Raw genomic sequence first — 17119 nt, forward strand, 5'->3', positions numbered from 1 at the left:
TATGGGCAAGATGAGGCACGCGGTCACGCTTCGACTTGCCGTGACCTGGATCCACAAAGGCGAAGGACGCCGTAGCCTGCACAGGCGGACAGCAATGAGCCGGTGATAATCCCGACCTTCACCTCGTCCACCAGGTCAGCATTGGCAAATGCGAGCCCGGCGATGAAGAGGCTCATGGTGAAGCCAATGCCGCACAGCAGGGCCGTACCATAAACCTGGGGCCACGACGCGCCGCCTGGCGGCCGGGCGAATCCAAGGCGCGCCGCTCCCCAGACGGCGCCAAGCACGCCGACCTGCTTGCCGACGAACAGGCCGGCGGCAACGCCGAGTGGCAGGGGTGACAGCAAGGTGGCAAGCCCGATGCCGACGAGCGTTAAGCCGGCATTGGCAAAGCCGAAGACGGGAACGATGAGGTAGGCGACCCAAGGTTGCAGCGCATGTTCAAGCCGGTGAAGCGGAGAGTCCCGCGCATCCGGTGCGCCAGGCGAGCGGCGGATCGGGATCAGGCTGGCGGTCAGTACGCCTGCGATCGTGGCGTGAATGCCCGATGACCAGATCGCAAACCAGAGCAGCAGGCCGAGCATCAGGTAGGGCCAGAGCCGCACAACGCCGAAGCGGTTAAAGACGAACATGAGACCTAGGATCAGCGCCGCAGCGAGGAGGGCAGGGCCGCTCACCGCACTTGTATAGGCGACGGCGATAACAGCGACTGCTCCCATATCGTCGACAATGGCCACGGTGGTCAGAAAGAGCTTGAGCGATGGCGGCGCCCTGTTGCCGAGCAGTGCCATCACCCCAAGCGCGAAGGCAATGTCGGTTGCCGACGGGATCGCCCAGCCGCGCGCGAGGCCCGGGGTTGATGCGGCTACGGCGAGGTAGACCAAAGCCGGAACAATCATGCCGCTCAACGCCGCGACCGCCGGCAGCGCCCGGTCAGACCAGGAAGCCAGATGACCGTCGACCAGCTCGCGCTTGATCTCGAGCCCGACGAGCAGAAAGAACAGCGTCATGAGCCCATCGTTGATCCAGTGCAGGATCGACAGCGGGCCGACATGCTGCGCCAACACCGCGAAGTAGGTGGGGGCAAGCGGGCTGTTGGCGATCGCCATTGCGGCGAGCGCCGCGACGATCAGGACGATTCCGCCCGACGCACCGCTGCGCAGGAAGGCGCGCATTGCAGATCGCGGACGAACCACCGTGTCCACGATTTTCTTGGCGACGGCAACGGCCGGCGCAGCAGGCGCGGGAAGATCTGACAAGAATGGGCCTCGGGCGCAGCAACACGCGCTGGCGGCCCGACCAGCGCTTCAACCTGCCCGATCAAACGTCCGGACACCCTGTGCCTCTATCCCACGCGAGGTTGGCGCGGGCAAGTCACGGCAGGCTACTGCCCCCAAGCGACAAGCGACCAACGATGATCTACTGCCTTCGCAATGAGATCAGCAAAGCCAGGTGCGCGCACGACGCCGCGTTTCTACCGCCGCAGCGTTCTTTCACCGTCGGTGACCCTGCTCGCACGGGTTGCGGCCGCGCTGGTGCTGGTAGGCATCGCTCTGGCAGGACACTGGTTCGATCGGGAGGGGCTGCGCGACAACACGGATGGCGTGGTGTCGTTCCTGGACGTCGTCTACTTCACCATGATCACAGTTACGACGGTCGGTTACGGCGACATCGTGCCAGTGACCGACCGGGCGCGGATGTTCGACACATTCGTGGTGACGCCGGTACGCGTGTTCGTCTGGCTGATTTTTCTGGGCTCGGCCTATAGTTTTCTTCTCCGCAACACCTGGGAGCGTTGGCGCATGGCGGCCATCCAACGGCGATTACACGATCACACGATCATCTGCGGCTTCGGCGCGACCGGGCGGGAGGCCGCGGACGAGCTGGTGCGCCGCGGTTGTCCACCTGGTGAGATCGTGGTGGTCGATCAGTCGGAGAGCGCTCTCGAGGAGGCCGTGGACCAGGAGCTGGCGACCGTGCACGGCGATGCCACGCACAACGCCGTCCTGGCGGCCGCGGGGATCGAGCGGGCACGGTCGCTGATCGTCACGCCCGGGCGCGACGATACCGCCGTGCTCATTGCGCTTACCGCGCGGCGGCTCGCGGCGCACGTGCCAGTTGCCGTGGCGATCCAGGCGACGGAGAACGAGGTGCTGGCCAGCGATGCGGGTGCGACGGTGATCGTCAATCCCGTGAGCTTCGGCGGGCAGCTGCTCGCCGGAGCAAGCCGCGGCGCGCACATCGCAGACTATGTCTCCGATCTGGTCACCTCGCATGGCCGTATCGCCCTGCGCGAACGAGCTGCAGCAGCGCAGGATATCGGCCTTCATCTGCGGGAGCTGCGACCCGGACAGGGGCTCCGGCTTTATCGCGACGGACGTGCGATCGGCTTCTGGGAGGAAGACGCGATCGTTCATGAGGGCGACACCGTCATCGAGGTCCTGCCGCAGGACGGAGCCTGATCGCCTTATTCGGGTTCGAGGACGACCACTGCACCGCCGCCGGCGGCAACCGGCACCTGGAGGCTGGTGCCGGCACGTACAACGCCGCCATGCGCCTTGACGGCCGTAGGCGTGGCGCCGTCGACCAGCGCTCGAAGGCGCCATCGCCCGTTCGTCAAGAAGGCGAGCGGGAGCGACACCGTGCGCGGCTGTTCGTCGTTTATCACTCCCACGAACCAGCGTTTGCCGCTGCGCCGCGCGACCGCGATCCACTGACCCCAGTCGCCTGCGACCCCGCGCGTCTCGTCCCAGGATGCGGGCACGAGGCGCAGGAAGCCCGCTCCGGGCCGCGGCGCGCCCCTCTCGTCCAGATACGCTTGCGGTGCATCCGCCAGTGATTGCAGCGGGCTCGGATAGACCACGAACATGGCAAGCTGCTGCGCCCGCGTCGTCATCACAAGCGGCAGAACGTGTCGGGCCTTGAACTGCGCAGGTGTGACGTTGCGGAAGCCGCCGGGCGTGTAGTCCATCAGACCGATGGTCGCGCGGCTGTAGGCAAGGCGGACATTGGCGCCGGCCGTCACCTTGCGGCTCCACTTGTTGTACTCCGCCCCCATCACGCCTTCCTGCGTCAACAGGTTGGGGTAGGTGCGCTCCAGCCCGCGCGGCACCGGCGCACCGTGGATGTTGACCATGAGTTGGTGGCGCGCGGCAGCCGCGAGCAGCCGGTGATAGTAGGCGATTGCAACCTGATCCTGGCGGTAGACGTAATCGACCTTGATCCCGGCGACGCCCCACGCATGGTAGAGCGCGAACACCCGATCCATGTCGGGTCCGATCGCGTCCCAGTTCGTCCACAGCCACAGGCGAACGCCGCGCGACGCGGCGTAGCGGGAGAGAGCTGGGATATCGACGCCCGGCCGGAAGCCGGTCACGTCCGCCAATCCCTTGTCTCCATTGGGTCGCGCAGCCCAGCCCCAGTCGATCACGAAATAGGGCAGGCCGAACCGCGCGGCGAAGTCGACATAATGTCGATAGGTTGCGTTGTTGAACCCGGCATTCGGCACTCCGGACGCCTTGATGCCCGACCACCAGGCCCAGGCCGCCTTGCCGGGCCTGACCCACCGCGCATCCCCGATGCGCGAGGGGGACGCGAGCTGCTGCACCAGGTCATTCTCGATCAGCTTTTCGGGCCGGTCGGCGATCATGACCACGCGCCACGGTGTCCTGAGCGCAGGGCCGCTCTCGGGCAGGATCGCGGCAAGGTGGTCACGCGCGGGCAGAGGCGTAAGCCGCAGATCGACGCCCAGATCCTTCGATTTGACCAGATACGCGCCAGGGTAATTCTCGACGTCGGTCTCCGTCAGCGCGATGGCTTCGCCGCTCCGCCCGGTGCGGCAGCTCAGCGGCAGGTCGTACAGAGTGCCGGACCGAAGGGTGCTGGCGCGCACGGGAGCGTAATCGCCTTCGTGCGAATTGAGATATTCGGTGTGGCTCACCGCGAGGCACTGGTAATTGCGCGGGAAGCGCAATGACGTTGCCTCCCCGGTCAGCCGGGTCTCGCGCGTGGTGGCAGTGCGGGGCTGCTCGATCCGGATGGCGGCGCCGCTGTCGTAAGCGCGCAGGTGCAGCAGAAGCGGGCGCCTGCTGCCTCCGGTCTCGCGTGCCTGGACCAGCAGTTCGCGGTAGGGCTGCGCGGCCTGACCGGCGGGACGTCGCGACTGCTCGATCCGCATAGGGCCGAGCGGCTGGTCCGCCAGGACGAGGCCGACCGGCGAGGGCGCGATCACGTCCGCGCCGTGATGCCTGATCCGTATCGCCAAGCTACCATTGGAGAGGGTGCCCGCCACGATCTCGACCTGTCCGTCCGGCGAGCGCGCCGCCAAAGGATTGCTGGGCGCAGGCGAACAGCCCGCCGCAAAGGCTGGCGCGATGATCCACCAGCGCTTCACCAGTGGGCGCAACGTTCAGTACAGCCCGTATTTGAAGACGAGCAGGGCCGACAGCGTGACGATCATGAGGAGCACCAGCGGGATGCCGGTTCGGGTGTAATCGCCGAACTTGTAGTCGCCTGCGGTCATGATGAGCATGTTCGTCTGATAGGCCACGGGCGTCGCATAACAGAGGTTACAGCCGAACAGCACGGCGAGGACCAAGGGCTCAACCGGGATGGACAGCTTCTGCGCTAGGCTGAAGGCGATGGGGGTGCCTACCGCGGCGGCGGTCGTGTTCGAGGCGAAGTTGGTGAGGATCGTGACGAACACCATTACCGCTGCCAGCGCGCCGCCTGCAGGGAGATGATGCAGACCTAGTGCGATGAGCTGGCCGAGCCACTCCGCAGCGCCGCTTTCCAGGATCACCCGCCCGATCGCAATGCTCGCGGCGACCAGGACGATGACCTTGGCCGACAGTGCCCGCCCGACCTTGTCGAAGCGCACGCAGCCGGTGACGAACATCAGGATAGCGCCAGCGAGCGCGGAGATCGCGATTGGTAGCAGTCCGACGCTGGCAAGCCCGACGGATCCGGCCATGATCGCCAGCGCGAGCGAGGCTTTCGCGGTCCGCGGCACCTCCTTGGCGCCGTCCAGCATCAGCAGGCTCTCGGAGCGCGCGAGTGCGGTGATGTCAGCCATTGTGCCGGTCACCAGGAGGATGTCACCTTCATCGAGCGGTGCTTCCAGCAGGTTGTCGTCCCGCCACTCCCATGCCGTTCGGGCGTGATGAACGCCCATGACGGCAACGTCATGGGTTTCGGCAAGGCCGGATGTGGCGATCCGCTTGCCGATCAAAGTAGAGTCAGCACCGATCGACATCTCCACTACCGCGAGGTCTTCGCGGCTGCGGCGCGACGCGGCATGGACCCGGTCCAGAAGCGCGGCCGGTGCCGTCGTTGCTCCTAGTGCCCGCATCGCGTCCTCCAGCGCCTCGTGCGGCGCGAGCACGGCTATCCGATCGTCGACCGCCGCGGGCGTTTCGGGAGCGCCGACAAGTTCGACCTGCGGCGCGGTGCGAGCGAGGAAAGCGGCCGGCAACTGCCCGAGCGCGGGGGAGCGCGGCCCGAGCCGAAGCGACGCGTAGAAGCGGCGAGGGGCATGGCCGGTCTGCACTGAGTTATCTGGAAGCAGCCGCGGCATGACCAGCCAGATGAAAGGCAGCGCCACCAGCGCCGCGATGACGACCAGCGGGGTGAAATAGAACACCCCCATCGGCCGCATGCCGAGATCGGTCGCGATCGAGACGACCAAGAGATTGGTCGAGGTGCCGATCGTGGTCGACATGCCCCCGATCAGCACCGCGCTGTTGATGGGGATCAGCGTACGCGACGCCGCCATCCCGCCGCGCGACGCCAGCGTCACCATTATTGGGAGCAGCAGCACGAGAACGGGCGTGTCATTCACCATCATGCTCATGATCATGGCGAGCACCAGGGTGGTCAGGAAACCGAGGCCCCGATTGAAGCGCCAAAGCCTGGTCAGCAGGCGCGCGGCTGGATCGAGCGCACCAGTCGCCACCAGCCCCCGACCCATCACCATCAGTGCGCAGATCGTTATCAGGGCGTAATGACCAAAGCCCTCGAAAGCGAGCTTCAAGCCATCTGTTGGTCGCTCTCCCGGCAACGGGTACAAGTAAAGGCCAAGCGCGATGACGCTGATCGTCAGCAGCGAGATGATCTCGACCTTCAGCCGCCCCGATGCGAAGCCGTAGAACATCGCCACCGTGACCAGCATGGCGGCAATGGCGTGGGCGGAAGGAGCATCGATCATCGTGCCGCGCCCTTAACAAGGCCGGCATCATTGCTCCACGCCTTGCGATGCCGCAGCCAGCGGGTCACGTGAGCCACCATATTGCAACGATGAGCGCCACGGCTGCAACCGAGATTGCGACGGCCCTGACCCTGAAGTTGATAGGAGAAACGCCCGCTATGTGGTGTGCCGTCAGTCGTTCGTGCAGTCCGCGCGCCCGACGTTCCGCGGCGATCACCAAAAAGATACCAACTAGGATGAATAAGGTGGCGATCGCTTTCGCCACCCAGGTCGGCTCGACCGGCTTGAACAATGCGCTGAAGCCCAGGCCGATGCCGATACAGGCCGTGGCCGTGCGCGCCCACCCGCTGAACGTCCGCTCATTCGCGAGCAAGGTGCGGTCTTCCGCCAGGTCGGTGCGATCCTCGGCCAAGTCAGTGCGGACGGATTTTTCCTCATTCCCCATGCCGTCATCATGGGAGAAGTCCGAACCCTCGGCAAACGGCTTCTGACGCTATGGTTCGCGAGGTAAGGTCCGGTCTTTAGGCGATCGCCCGCGCATGGCAGCGGTGCGGTTGTGGGATCCGCCTTTGCAAGACGAGCTCCAAGCGGGGTACCAGGGGAACATGGATATCGTTGCCATCCTCCTCCGCCGTGTTCGGGACATGGGGACCGAGTTCGTCCGCATTCTTCCACAGCTCGGAATCGCGCTGCTGCTGCTCGTCGCAACCTTCTTCATTGCAAAATCTGCCCGGCGGATCGCCGAGCGACTGCTGTCGCATACCGACCTGCGCGGGACCCTCGTCAACCTGGTCGAAACACTGGTGGGCGTGGCAATCTGGGTTCTGGGCCTTCTGATCGCGATGTCGATCGTGCTGCCCGGGGTAACCCCCGCGAACATCCTCGCAGTGCTGGGGCTCGGCTCCGTGGCGGTCGGCTTCGCCTTCAAGGACATCTTCGAGAACTTCCTCGCCGGTGTGCTGATCATGCTGCGCAAGCAGATGCGGATCGGCGACTTCATTCGCTGCCAGGACGTCGAGGGGCGGATCGAGATGATTAGCCTCCGAGACACGCATCTGCGCCACCTCAGCAACGAACTCGTCGTCGTGCCCAACGCCTATCTGTTCAAGAACCCCGTAGAGGTGGTCACGCACAGCCAGCAGCGGCGTCACGAGGTGGAGGTCGGCGTGGCCTATGACGTCGATCTCGACGCTGCCCGCACGGTGATTCGCGACGCGATCGCCGCTGTCGGTCCCGTGCAGGAGGACCGGCCAGTGGAAGTGTACGCCAAGGAGTTCGGCGACAGCTCCATCAACTTCCTCGTACGCTGGTGGGCGGGTTCGAAGCCGGTCGACGCGCACCAGTCCCGCGACGAGGTGGTACGCGCGATCAAGCGAGCGCTGGATGGTGCCGGAATGGAAATCCCGTTTCCCTATCGAACGCTCACCTTCAAGGAACCGTTGCCGCTCACACGAGCAAAGCCGGAGGGGCAAGCCGACAGTACCGTCGGATGACCCTCCGGGAGGACCGATCAACGTCCCCGATCGTTGACATTGCATGACGAAACCAGGACTTTTTGCTTCTTCCGCCTTCCTACTTCTTGCCTCCCTTTCAGCCGCTTCCGCGGCATCACCGATCAGCAGTCCATCCGCTGCAGCAGATGCGGAAAGCCTTTGGTCGTCGCAGAACCGCGAGGCGCTTAGGGACGCCCTTGCCGCCCGCGCCCGACACGGTCTTGATCACCTGCAATTTCCGGTTCCGGACGGTTCACCCACAAGCCTCGACAAGGCGGCGCTCGGCTATGCCCACGCACTGGCAGATGGTGTGGTCGATCCCACCTCGCTGCACGCGATCTATACCGTCCCACGACCTACAGACAGGCAGCTCGCCGCAGAGCTCCACCGCGCGCTTCAGGAAAACCGTCTTGCGGCCTGGCTGAACGGCCTGGCACCACAAGATGCGGCCTATCACGCCCTGAGTGATGCCTACATGGCTGCCAATGATCGGCGCGGGGTAGGTCGATCAGAGATGTTGGAAAGTGCCGAACCGCTCCGCATCGGGGATGAAAGCAAAGCCGTGATACCGATTGCGGCGCAGTTGCATGCAGAGGGCTATCTCGATCAGCCTTACTCGGGATCGACCTACAATCCGGCGCTTGCGGACGCCGTCACCCGGCTCCAGCGGGATTACGGCATCGCGGCTGACGGGATCGTCGGCCCCGATACCCTGGCGGTGTTGAACCTCGGGCCCGGTGACCACGCCCGAGCCTTGGCTGTCGCACTGGAGCGCCGACGCTGGCTGTCCCGCAATCCGCCGCTGACCCGCATCGACGTCAACACCGCGGCGGCCACGTTGAGATACTACCGGGACGGCGCACTTGTCGACGAACGCAAGGTGATCGTGGGTGAGTCAGGAAAGGAAACACCCGCGCTGTCGTCGCCCATCTACCGGCTGGTCGCCAATCCAACATGGACCATCCCAAAGTCGATCCAGCACGGCGAACTCGCAGGGGTCAGCCGGCGCTATCTACGCGCGCACAACATGTTTCGCCGGGGCGGCTGGATCGTGCAGCGTTCGGGACGCGGCAATGCGCTCGGCCTCGTCAAGTTCGACATGCACAACCAGCACGCCATCTACCTCCACGATACGTCGTCCCGTCATCTCTTCGAGCGTAGTCAGCGCCATCTCAGCCACGGGTGCGTCCGGGTCGCCGATGCGCTTGGCTTCGCCGAGATGCTCGCCGAGCAGGAGGGCGTGGCAAGCGAGTGGCAGCGCGCCCGCGATACCGGGCGGCAGCGGTTCGTCGCTTTGCCACGAGAAATCCCGGTGCGCATGCTCTACCATAACGTCTTCGTCGCATCCGAAGGCCAGGTCGCCTATCGGACGGACCCGTACGGCTGGAACGCGCCCATAGCGGCAGCCCTCGGCTTCTCCGGTAAAGGGGCGTCGGTAGCAAAGCCGGAAGCAATCGATGTCGGTCCATGACGCTTCTGCGCAGAGGACGGGGGCGCCATGATGAGCGAGCAGATGTTCTTCGCTGGAGCTCCGGGCGTGTGGCGAACACTGTTGGTGGGGCTGTGTGCGTACGTCCTGCTCATCCTTGTCCTGAGGACGACGGGCAAGCGAACGCTGTCGAAGATAAACGCGTTCGACCTGATCGTCACCGTAGCGCTTGGATCCACCCTGGCCACCGTGATCCTGTCCAAGGACGTCGCGCTTGCCGAAGGTGTAACCGCTTTCGTTATGCTGGCGGGCGCGCAGCTTGCCGTCACGTGGCTCTCGACGCGGTCGAAGCGCTTCCGAAGTTGGGTCAAGGCCGAACCGACAATCCTGGTCGAAAAGGGGATCATGCTTTCGGATGCCATGAAACGCGAGAGAGTCACTTCGGGGACGAGGTTGAAGCCGCCGTTCGGGGTGCCGGGTTCGATGGTCTTGACGCTATAGCCCTGGTGGTTCTGGAAACGGACGGCAGCATGAGCGTCGTTGCTCGGAAGCACGCCCTCGATCCCGATCGCACCCAAAAGCACGAGTGATACAGGTGAGCGGCTAATTCGATGCAGGATAGACGCTAGCGGTAACCCTGAACAGCTGACCCAGCTGTTCAGAAGTAAAGAGCAACGAGTCCCACTTTGTTCTCGGCTCCGTCGATTTCGTAGCTGGCAAATTAGCCCATCGCTCATTTGAGTATATCCAAAAACGCCTCATAGGAGCGACGAACTGATGGTAGATGGCGGTGTGCGAGCGGCGCGGGTGTACCTGCGGGTGAGCACGGACGAGCAGGACCTCACGCGGCAGGAAAGCATCGTCGCCGGTGCTCGAGCGGCCGGCTTCTATATCGCTGCCGTCTACCGGGAGAAGGCGTCCGGCGCTCGACCCGACCGGCCGGAGCTGCTGCGCATGGTGGCGGACCTGCAGCCGGGCGAGGTGGTGATCGCCGAGAAGATCGATCGGATCAGCCGCCTGCCTCTGTCTGAGGCCGAGCTCTTGGTCGCGACTATCCGGTCGAAGGGCGCGCGCCTCGCGGTGCCGGGCATTGTGGACCTCACCGACTTGGTAGCGGACAGCGCCGGCGTCGCGCGGATCGTGCTAGAAGCGGTGCAAGACATGCTGCTGCGCGTCGCGCTCCAGACTGCGCGGGATGACTATGAAACGCGGCGCGAGCGGCAGCGGGAGGGCATCGAGATCGCCAAGCGGGCAGGCCGGTACACCGGCCGCAAGCCCGATCTTGCCCATCACAGGCGGATAGTTGGGCTGCGCGAGGCGGGCATGAGCATCGCGAAGACGGCGGTCCTTGCCGGATGCAGTATCGCCCACGTCAAGAGAGTGACCGCGCTCCACCGTGCAAAGACAGCTGCGGTCGCGCCGACCTCATGAACCGAATGGACCATGTATCCATGGCTCAACCTCCCCTGTTGAAGCCGTAGTCTACAATCCGGAGTACGCGATGTACTTCGACTGCGGTGCTTCGCCCAATTCTGGTCCCATGCTTAGTCGCGGTCCTGCAGGGTGCAAACGCCTTGCTGCGTGATTCGAACGTGAGCAAGAGAGGAAACAATGAGGATGCCGGTGAGAGGATGGTAAAAGTCGTACGCTGAGCACGGTGGCCGTCCCGTTTGGAATTATCGTCAGGACGGAGCCGCAGAACTTCAGGAAGGTGCTTCGCCCTCAACCGTACACCTACAGTTCGCCGGAAGTCAGCTCCGCCGACCTGACTTCGGCAGCTGCAAGCGCGAGCTGGTTTTATCAGGCCGAGACTCGAACGACGGTTCCGCGCGTCACGAACACGATCATACCCTCCGAGATGCCGGTTACATGAAGGTAGCGCTTCACCTGACCGCGATACTGCTCGGTGGCGGCGGGATCCGGATCGACATCACTCTTCCAGTCGATCGCCGCGCGCGGCTGTCCGGACTCATCAAGATGCAACGCATCTACGATCCCGGCGGTGACGACTTCTATGCCGTCGACCTCCTCCGAAGCGAGAACCGGAAGCTCCGGCACGAGGCGGTCACGCATCGCTACGATCTCGGGGAGGGCCAGCGTGCGCACAACAACCCGTGCCACCTCCTGTTCGGAGATGCCGGTAGCCGCGGCCCCGGCCGGCTCAAGCCCGAGTTGCACGATCAGCTCGCGTGCCCGGTCTGCGAGGTGCGCTTCCTCGTCCAAGATTTCACCCGTAAGCACCTCCTCGAACAGCTTGTGGATGATCAGCCCCCGCTCGCGCCCGCCTTGAACCGGTCCCGATGGAGCAGCACCGGCCACCTCTCCGAACACCAGCTCGGGTTCAGCCTGCGAGTGGTCATCTACTCCGCGCCCTTCGTCCCTGCTCGGCGCGCTCCAAGCGATTTTCGCGGTAGCGTCGACGATCGCGGTTGCTTCTTCCGCGAAGCGCTCCCGGGTCTGCTGATTGTCGTCCTCGTGGATGCCGGAAGGCGCTTGGTCGGGATAAGCGTCGAAGTCGAGAACCTCGAGCTCATTAAGCCCGAAGTCGATCAGCCCCGACCAGCTGTTCGAGCCTGCCGCGACGTCGAGCCGTGGAAACACCAGCAGCTCGCGCGCGCGGGTAGCAGCCACATACCACAGGCGCGTGCGTTCGCGGTCCTGCTCGGCCTTCTCAGCACTGTGCACGTCGGCGTGGCCAGAGGGTAGGTTGCCCAGCACCGGCATGAACAGGATGCCGGCGTCGCGATCGATGACGGTGTTGTCGACCGCAATCGTCGCCGTCATGCAGTTGATCGGGACGACAATCGGCCATTCCAGCCCCTTGGATGCGTGCACCGTGAGGAGCGACACCGACTCCTCCTGTGCGTCGGGCCGACCTTCGGCCGAGCGCGCCTCCCCGGCCCATGCGTCTGCCATCGACTGTGCAAACGCCCTCAGGCCGCGAACGCCGAAAGGCCGGGCGAGGCTCAGGAACAGGTCGACGTTGGCGAGTGGACGTTCGGCTTGGCCGCGATGGCGTTGCAGCAGGATCGCGCGTACGTTCAGCGTGTCGATCGCCTCGGCGATCAGTTGATGCGGGGTGGTCGCGTTGATCCGGCGCCTGAGCCCCTGAAGCTTGCCCAGCACGTCCCTCGCGAGGGGATGCGCGATCGCGTCCAGGTCCATGTTGACGTGCAGGCGAGGAAGAGCGTCCGGTCGCTCCGGTGCGCGCGGCTGCGTCCAGACAAGGTCGAGCAGCTCCTCCTCGGTCAGCCCGACCAGAGGTCCCCGGAGCAGCGCACCCAATGCGAGCGTGTCTCGGCCATCAGCGAGCACGCGCGCGATCGCGACCAGATCCTGCACCTCCTGCCGCTGGTAGAAGCCCTTGCCGGCCTGCGTGGCGACCGCGATCCCGCGTTGCTCCAGCGCCTGCTCGTAGCGCCACAGGTCCTTGCCGGTTGGCGCAAGGAGAGCGATGTCGCCGGGTCGGCACGGACGCTGCACCCCGGCCCGACGGTCGGCGATCTCATGGCTGCCGATCAGGCGTGCGACCAGCTCCGCGAGGGCCTCGGCCTCACAGTCGCGCTTCCGATCGGCCGACGCTTTGCCGTCCTCGCCCGCGCACGCGACCGGCAGGGCGGTGACGCACAGGCCGTGGGCGGGATCGGGATGAAAGGGATCGAGCGCGGTGAACCCCGGCTGCCCCTTGTCCTCGCCCATATGCGGTTCGAACCGTTCGTTCACGAAGGAAAGGATACCCGCACAGGACCGGAAGTTGGTCGAGATGCTGAGCAGATCCTGCGCGCCCTGAGCGCGGATCGCGTCGCGTGCCCGGACATAGGCGGCGACATCGGCACCCCTGAAGCGGTAGATCGCCTGTTTGGGATCACCGACGAGAAACAATGCGCCGGGCCTGATCCGATACGCCTGCCAGTCGGCGGGATCGGCTCCGTCCATCGGGTTGCCGCACAGGCGCCAGAAGATCTCCAGCTGTAGCGGGTCGGTATCCTGGAACTCGTCCACCAAGACATGCGCATACCGCGACGCGAGTGCCTGCCGGACAGGCTCATGATCGCGCAGCAGGTCACGCGCGGCGAAAATCAGATCATCGAAGTCGAGCAAGGCCGCTGCGCGCTTGTAGTCACGGAACCCGTCCGCCACGGGCGCGACCGCGGTCAACACCTCCGAAAGCACCCGCGCTGCGACCGCGCCCTTGAGGTCGATCCAGGCATCACGCGCAGCGTTGTGCAGACGCTCAGCCTCGGTGTTCAACTCGCCACCGCGTGCCTTGGGCAGGCCCTTCAGCTTGACCGCAGCCTCCCACTTCCCCTTCTTCTGATACTTGCGCCAACCGGAGCCGGTGAGGAGCGAAGCGTCGGGCTCGGCGGTGAGTAGCGCCACCAACGACCTGAAGTCCTGGCCTTGCCCGGCCGCCAGAAGCCGTTCGCTCATGCCGGCGAACGCTTCCGCTGCCGCGATGCTCTCTTCTTCCCGCGCGGGAGTGGTGGTGACGAAGTCTTTGTAGGCATCGGCCGCGTCGCGTGCGGCGTCGATCAGAGGCGGGAGGGCTGGAGACGGCGGTCCTGTCAGCACGCGATGTCGACGCAACCTGTCGGCAACCTCTCGCACCAGAGCGAGTCCCCCCACCGGCTCGTGGTACACCAGCTCCGAAATTAGGCTTGGCAGAGCGCCGTCCAGCGTCGCACGCAGCCAGCGATCCAACGTGTCACCGAACGCAAGTTCCGCTTCGACCGGGTCCACGAGGCTCGCGCCCGGATCGATGTTGGCCTCGACGGGGTAGGGTTTGATCAGGCGCTGGCAGAAGCCGTGGATGGTCGAGCAGGTGACCTCATCGAGGTTCTCGCACGCACCGGTCAGCGCTTGGCGCTGTTCGTCCGAGAGCCCGTGAGGGAGCGCCGCACTTAACTCGCGCGGGATGCGGTCGGATAGCAGCTCTTCCACGAAGTCCTGCACGCGCGCGAGCAGTTCGCTGGCGGCGAGTTCGGTGAAGGTCACTGCGGCAATGCTTTTCGGCGCGACGCCGGCGGCGAGCATCAGCGCCACTCGCCCTGCCATCACGGCGGTCTTGCCCGAGCCTGCGCCGGCTTCGACGAGCAGCGATCGGTCGTGAGCGGTAAGCGCGGTCAGCCTTGCCTGGTCATCCGCAAGCACGGGTGCCATCACGTTCATCACTCCGCCTCCCAGACGAGGGTGGCATCGCCGAGAGCTACCGTCGCCGCCTCCTGCTTGCGGCGGCACCAACCCTTGTCCGCCATTGCCGGCAGAGCGAAGGCGAGGTCATCATAGTCGCCGCCCGTATCCGGGCCCGGCAGCGCTCGCCCGGCCATAAGGTTGGCACGTGCCGCGCGCAGATGTCCGGCCAGCGTGGCAAGCGTGCCGTTCGCGTCCTGCAGCGGCCGGGTCACCCCCGCGCGCGGATAGACGAGCGCCGCCTCCACCTCCATGTCATCGCCCAGAAGCGAGCGAACCGCATAGGCGTATAGACAACGCTGGAGTTCGCTTCCGCCGCCCAGCGTTACAGCGTCCTTCGGGCACTTGCCGCCCTTGTAATCGGTGACACGCGCCTTTGTGCCACAGTCTGACAGGTCCAATCGGTCCACGTAGCCGGAGATCCGGAAGCCGGTATCAGCGACTTCCACGACCGTGTCGGCCGCCCAGGGCAGGGCACCATCGGACTTGGCGGTCTGGCCGCCGAACGGCGCTTCGGCAAAGGAGCGTTGGCCGGGCAGGGGCTCGGGTCGGCCCTCGAGTGCAGCGAGCGCGACTTGCCGGGTGTCCGCCAAGGTCCGCTGCCAGACAATACCGGGCGGCACGGCCTGACCCGCCTCCCACATCGCCGCGACGTCCGCACAGGCCGCATCGAGCGCTGACACGCAGGCCTGTTCGTCGGCACTGACCAGCCCCTGACCGGCCTCGAGCCGCCGCACGGCGTTGTCGAGCAGGTGGTGCAGCAACTCGCCCGACGCTCGGGCATCAAGCACGAGCGCTTCGTCGGCTGTGGCCGGACCGCGGAGGCCGAGCGCATATTTCCAGCTGAAGCCGAGCGGGTTTCGCAGGAGAAGCTTGAGCGAGCTGGCCGACTGAACGCGGTCCAGCGCTGCGGCCAGCGCGGGGTGATCCGGGCGGACCTGTCCGTCGTGTGGCGTCACGTGCGACGAGCGCCAGTTCGTCCAACAGGTTGCAGCGGAGGCGGCCTGCGCCAGTTCTGAAGCATCGCCCGGTCGGGCTCCGAGCCGGTCCGTCTCGCTCATGGCGTGGTCGGGGCGCCGGTTCCGCCGCAGATAGGCAGGCGGCGGAGTTCCCCGAAGCAGCGGACTGGCCCCTACCAGGCGTCCTTCCTCATCACGCCGCGCCCGGCTGAGCACGACCTGGCTGGCGGTGGTGGCCAGGATCGTTTCGAAGTCACGCCGGTCAGCAGCAGAGACGGGCAGGGGATCAAGGTCTGCCAGCGGCACGACGTGGTCGGGCACGAGTCGATCCTCACTGATACGCCGCGGCCACTGAGTTGACGTCAGACCCAGCAGGCGAACGAAAGGCCGTGGTGATGCCGCGAGCGCCTCAGCCGGCATCCAGGCGACCGATGAGCAGGGCTCGCTTTCGTCCTCGAGGCGGAGTTGCGCAATTGTGATATCGATGGCGGCCGGACTGCCGAGACCAAGCGCGCGCCGCCAGATGCGGCGTGCCGGACCGCTAAGCAGCTTCTCGCCCGTGTCCGCCGCAAGCGTCGTACCTTTGGCCAACATCGCGATGATGTCGCGTAACTCAGGCGCATGGTCGACACCGTCGGGCCAGTCTTCCGCTGTAAGCCGGTCGATCAACCTGTCCCAGGCACCGGTCGAGTTGAGCGGCGCCTCACCCGGGAGCAGCCGCGTCCAGCCCGCGGGCAGCTGGGCCACCGGTCCCGCCTCGCTGCCGAGCAGTGACGCCAGCCGGCGGATGCGCGCCTGCGACAACCCGCGCACGAGGACATCGGCGAGGGCGGCCGCTGCCTGGCCCGGCCGGGTCGATACAACGGGAACGCTATGAACAAAGTGGAGGTCGAGATTGGCATCGGCGCGCAGCGCGAGGAAGACATCGTCATAGGCGGCTGGCGCCGCGGACGCGATGGCGATCTCGTGGGGGCGGGCAACACCGCTGGCAATCAGCTCGCGTGCCCAGCGCATCGCCTCGACCGCCTCATGATGACCGGTTGCACAGGTCACCGCTTCAAGGCTCGGACTGGCGGCGTCGGATCTGAGCACCTCGATGGCGGACCCGGCAAGCCAGTCTGGCACCGAACGGGGGCCAGCATGCCAGCGGACCGCTACCGCGTCGGCCAACAGGAACAGCAGTTCGCGCCAGCAGGGCGAGAGTTCGGAGTGACCGACGATGTCGATGCTCCCGAACAGGGCAGGGGCATGAGCGAGGCGCTCGGTTGCACGCGTGACGAGATCGCAGGGCCGCAGCATCGAGTGGGGGAGACGGCCGATGACGGCGTCTTCCAGCGCGGCAATGGCGGCGAGGCGCGGGTCCTCGCCCGCACGAGCCGAGAGATCCACACCAGCGCGCCATGCCTTGTGCAGCGTGTCAGCCGCGGCACTGACGAAGCCGGGCAGGGCCTTGATGTTGTCGAGCTCGCCCAGGTCGCTGTCGGTCACCGACGCCTGGATCGCGTCGCGCAACGCCTCCGGATCGATGCCGGTGATGAACCCACCCGCCAGTCGAGCCGCAAGCTGCTCCAATGTCATGACCTGGACGCCGTGCCGCTGGGCACGCGCGGCTTCCAATCTGATCTCACGAGCAGCCAGCCTGCCATGGGAGACGAATGTTTGGCGCTGCACTGACCACCCCACTTTTACGGCTATCGGCGTTTTCGCCGTTCCCGGCAGTCTAGCGGCAGCGGAACATAGCATCAACGCCAACTGCCCCGAGGCGGACTGAAGGCTTCAGAACGGACGAGGTCCGGGGCCCTGAACAAGCGGATTGCCGTCAGCCCGGTTGACATTATACCTA

Annotated in this window: 11 protein-coding genes; 5 read left to right on the top strand and 6 right to left on the bottom strand. The window is 65.6% G+C overall.

Annotation, left to right across the window (positions count from 1 at the left end; genetic code table 11):
* Positions 1-23: 23 nt before the first annotated feature.
* A complete protein-coding gene (gene nhaA, locus DVW87_RS15870; protein WP_114688817.1) occupies positions 24-1205 on the bottom strand; it encodes a Na+/H+ antiporter NhaA in 1182 nt (393 codons plus the stop codon).
* 297 nt (positions 1206-1502) lie between these two features.
* On the opposite strand from nhaA, the gene DVW87_RS15875 reads away from it, so the two are divergent.
* Complete coding sequence (locus DVW87_RS15875) at positions 1503-2462, top strand: potassium channel family protein (protein WP_239017957.1); 960 nt, start codon at positions 1503-1505, stop codon at positions 2460-2462.
* A 5-nt stretch (positions 2463-2467) separates the two neighbouring features.
* Here DVW87_RS15875 and DVW87_RS15880 read toward each other — a convergent pair whose 3' ends face one another.
* The 3 genes from DVW87_RS15880 to DVW87_RS15890 all read right to left on the bottom strand — a co-directional run bounded on the left by DVW87_RS15880 (position 2468) and on the right by DVW87_RS15890 (position 6650).
* The gene (locus DVW87_RS15880; protein WP_181814874.1) at positions 2468-4327 is read right to left on the bottom strand and encodes a glycoside hydrolase family 97 protein; all 1860 of its coding nucleotides are present in this window, start codon (positions 4325-4327) and stop codon (positions 2468-2470) included.
* A gap of 81 nt (positions 4328-4408) precedes the next feature.
* A complete protein-coding gene (locus DVW87_RS15885; RefSeq protein WP_114688820.1) occupies positions 4409-6205 on the bottom strand; it encodes an SLC13 family permease in 1797 nt (598 codons plus the stop codon).
* 64 nt (positions 6206-6269) lie between these two features.
* Entirely contained in the window at positions 6270-6650 is a 381-nt protein-coding gene (locus tag DVW87_RS15890; protein WP_114688821.1) for a YidH family protein, read from the bottom strand.
* Between the two features lie 160 nt (positions 6651-6810).
* On the opposite strand from DVW87_RS15890, the gene DVW87_RS15895 reads away from it, so the two are divergent.
* From DVW87_RS15895 to DVW87_RS15910, 4 genes are all read left to right on the top strand, one after another.
* A complete protein-coding gene (locus DVW87_RS15895) occupies positions 6811-7698 on the top strand; it encodes a mechanosensitive ion channel family protein (protein WP_114688822.1) in 888 nt (295 codons plus the stop codon).
* A gap of 43 nt (positions 7699-7741) precedes the next feature.
* Positions 7742-9169 (top strand): L,D-transpeptidase family protein, encoded by a 1428-nt coding sequence (locus DVW87_RS15900; protein ID WP_114688823.1) that lies wholly within the window; start codon positions 7742-7744, stop codon positions 9167-9169.
* Between the two features lie 30 nt (positions 9170-9199).
* Positions 9200-9628: a DUF421 domain-containing protein gene (locus DVW87_RS15905; protein ID WP_239017958.1), complete on the top strand. Its 429-nt coding sequence runs from the start codon at positions 9200-9202 to the stop codon at positions 9626-9628.
* Positions 9629-9904: 276 nt separating this feature from the next.
* Positions 9905-10558, top strand: a complete 654-nt coding sequence (locus tag DVW87_RS15910; protein ID WP_207774271.1) for a recombinase family protein — start codon at positions 9905-9907, stop codon at positions 10556-10558.
* 369 nt (positions 10559-10927) lie between these two features.
* Here the strand turns inward: DVW87_RS15910 and DVW87_RS15915 are convergent, their stop codons facing one another.
* Positions 10928-14296: a UvrD-helicase domain-containing protein gene (locus tag DVW87_RS15915; protein ID WP_114688824.1), complete on the bottom strand. Its 3369-nt coding sequence runs from the start codon at positions 14294-14296 to the stop codon at positions 10928-10930.
* Positions 14296-16854, bottom strand: a complete 2559-nt coding sequence (locus DVW87_RS15920; protein WP_239017959.1) for a PD-(D/E)XK nuclease family protein — start codon at positions 16852-16854, stop codon at positions 14296-14298. The genes DVW87_RS15915 and DVW87_RS15920 overlap by 1 nt, the downstream gene beginning before the upstream one ends.
* Positions 16855-17119: the final 265 nt, after the last annotated feature.

Origin of the sequence: Sphingomonas aracearum (genome assembly GCF_003345355.1) — a bacterium.
In the GTDB taxonomy this organism is placed as follows: domain Bacteria; phylum Pseudomonadota; class Alphaproteobacteria; order Sphingomonadales; family Sphingomonadaceae; genus Sphingomonas; species Sphingomonas aracearum.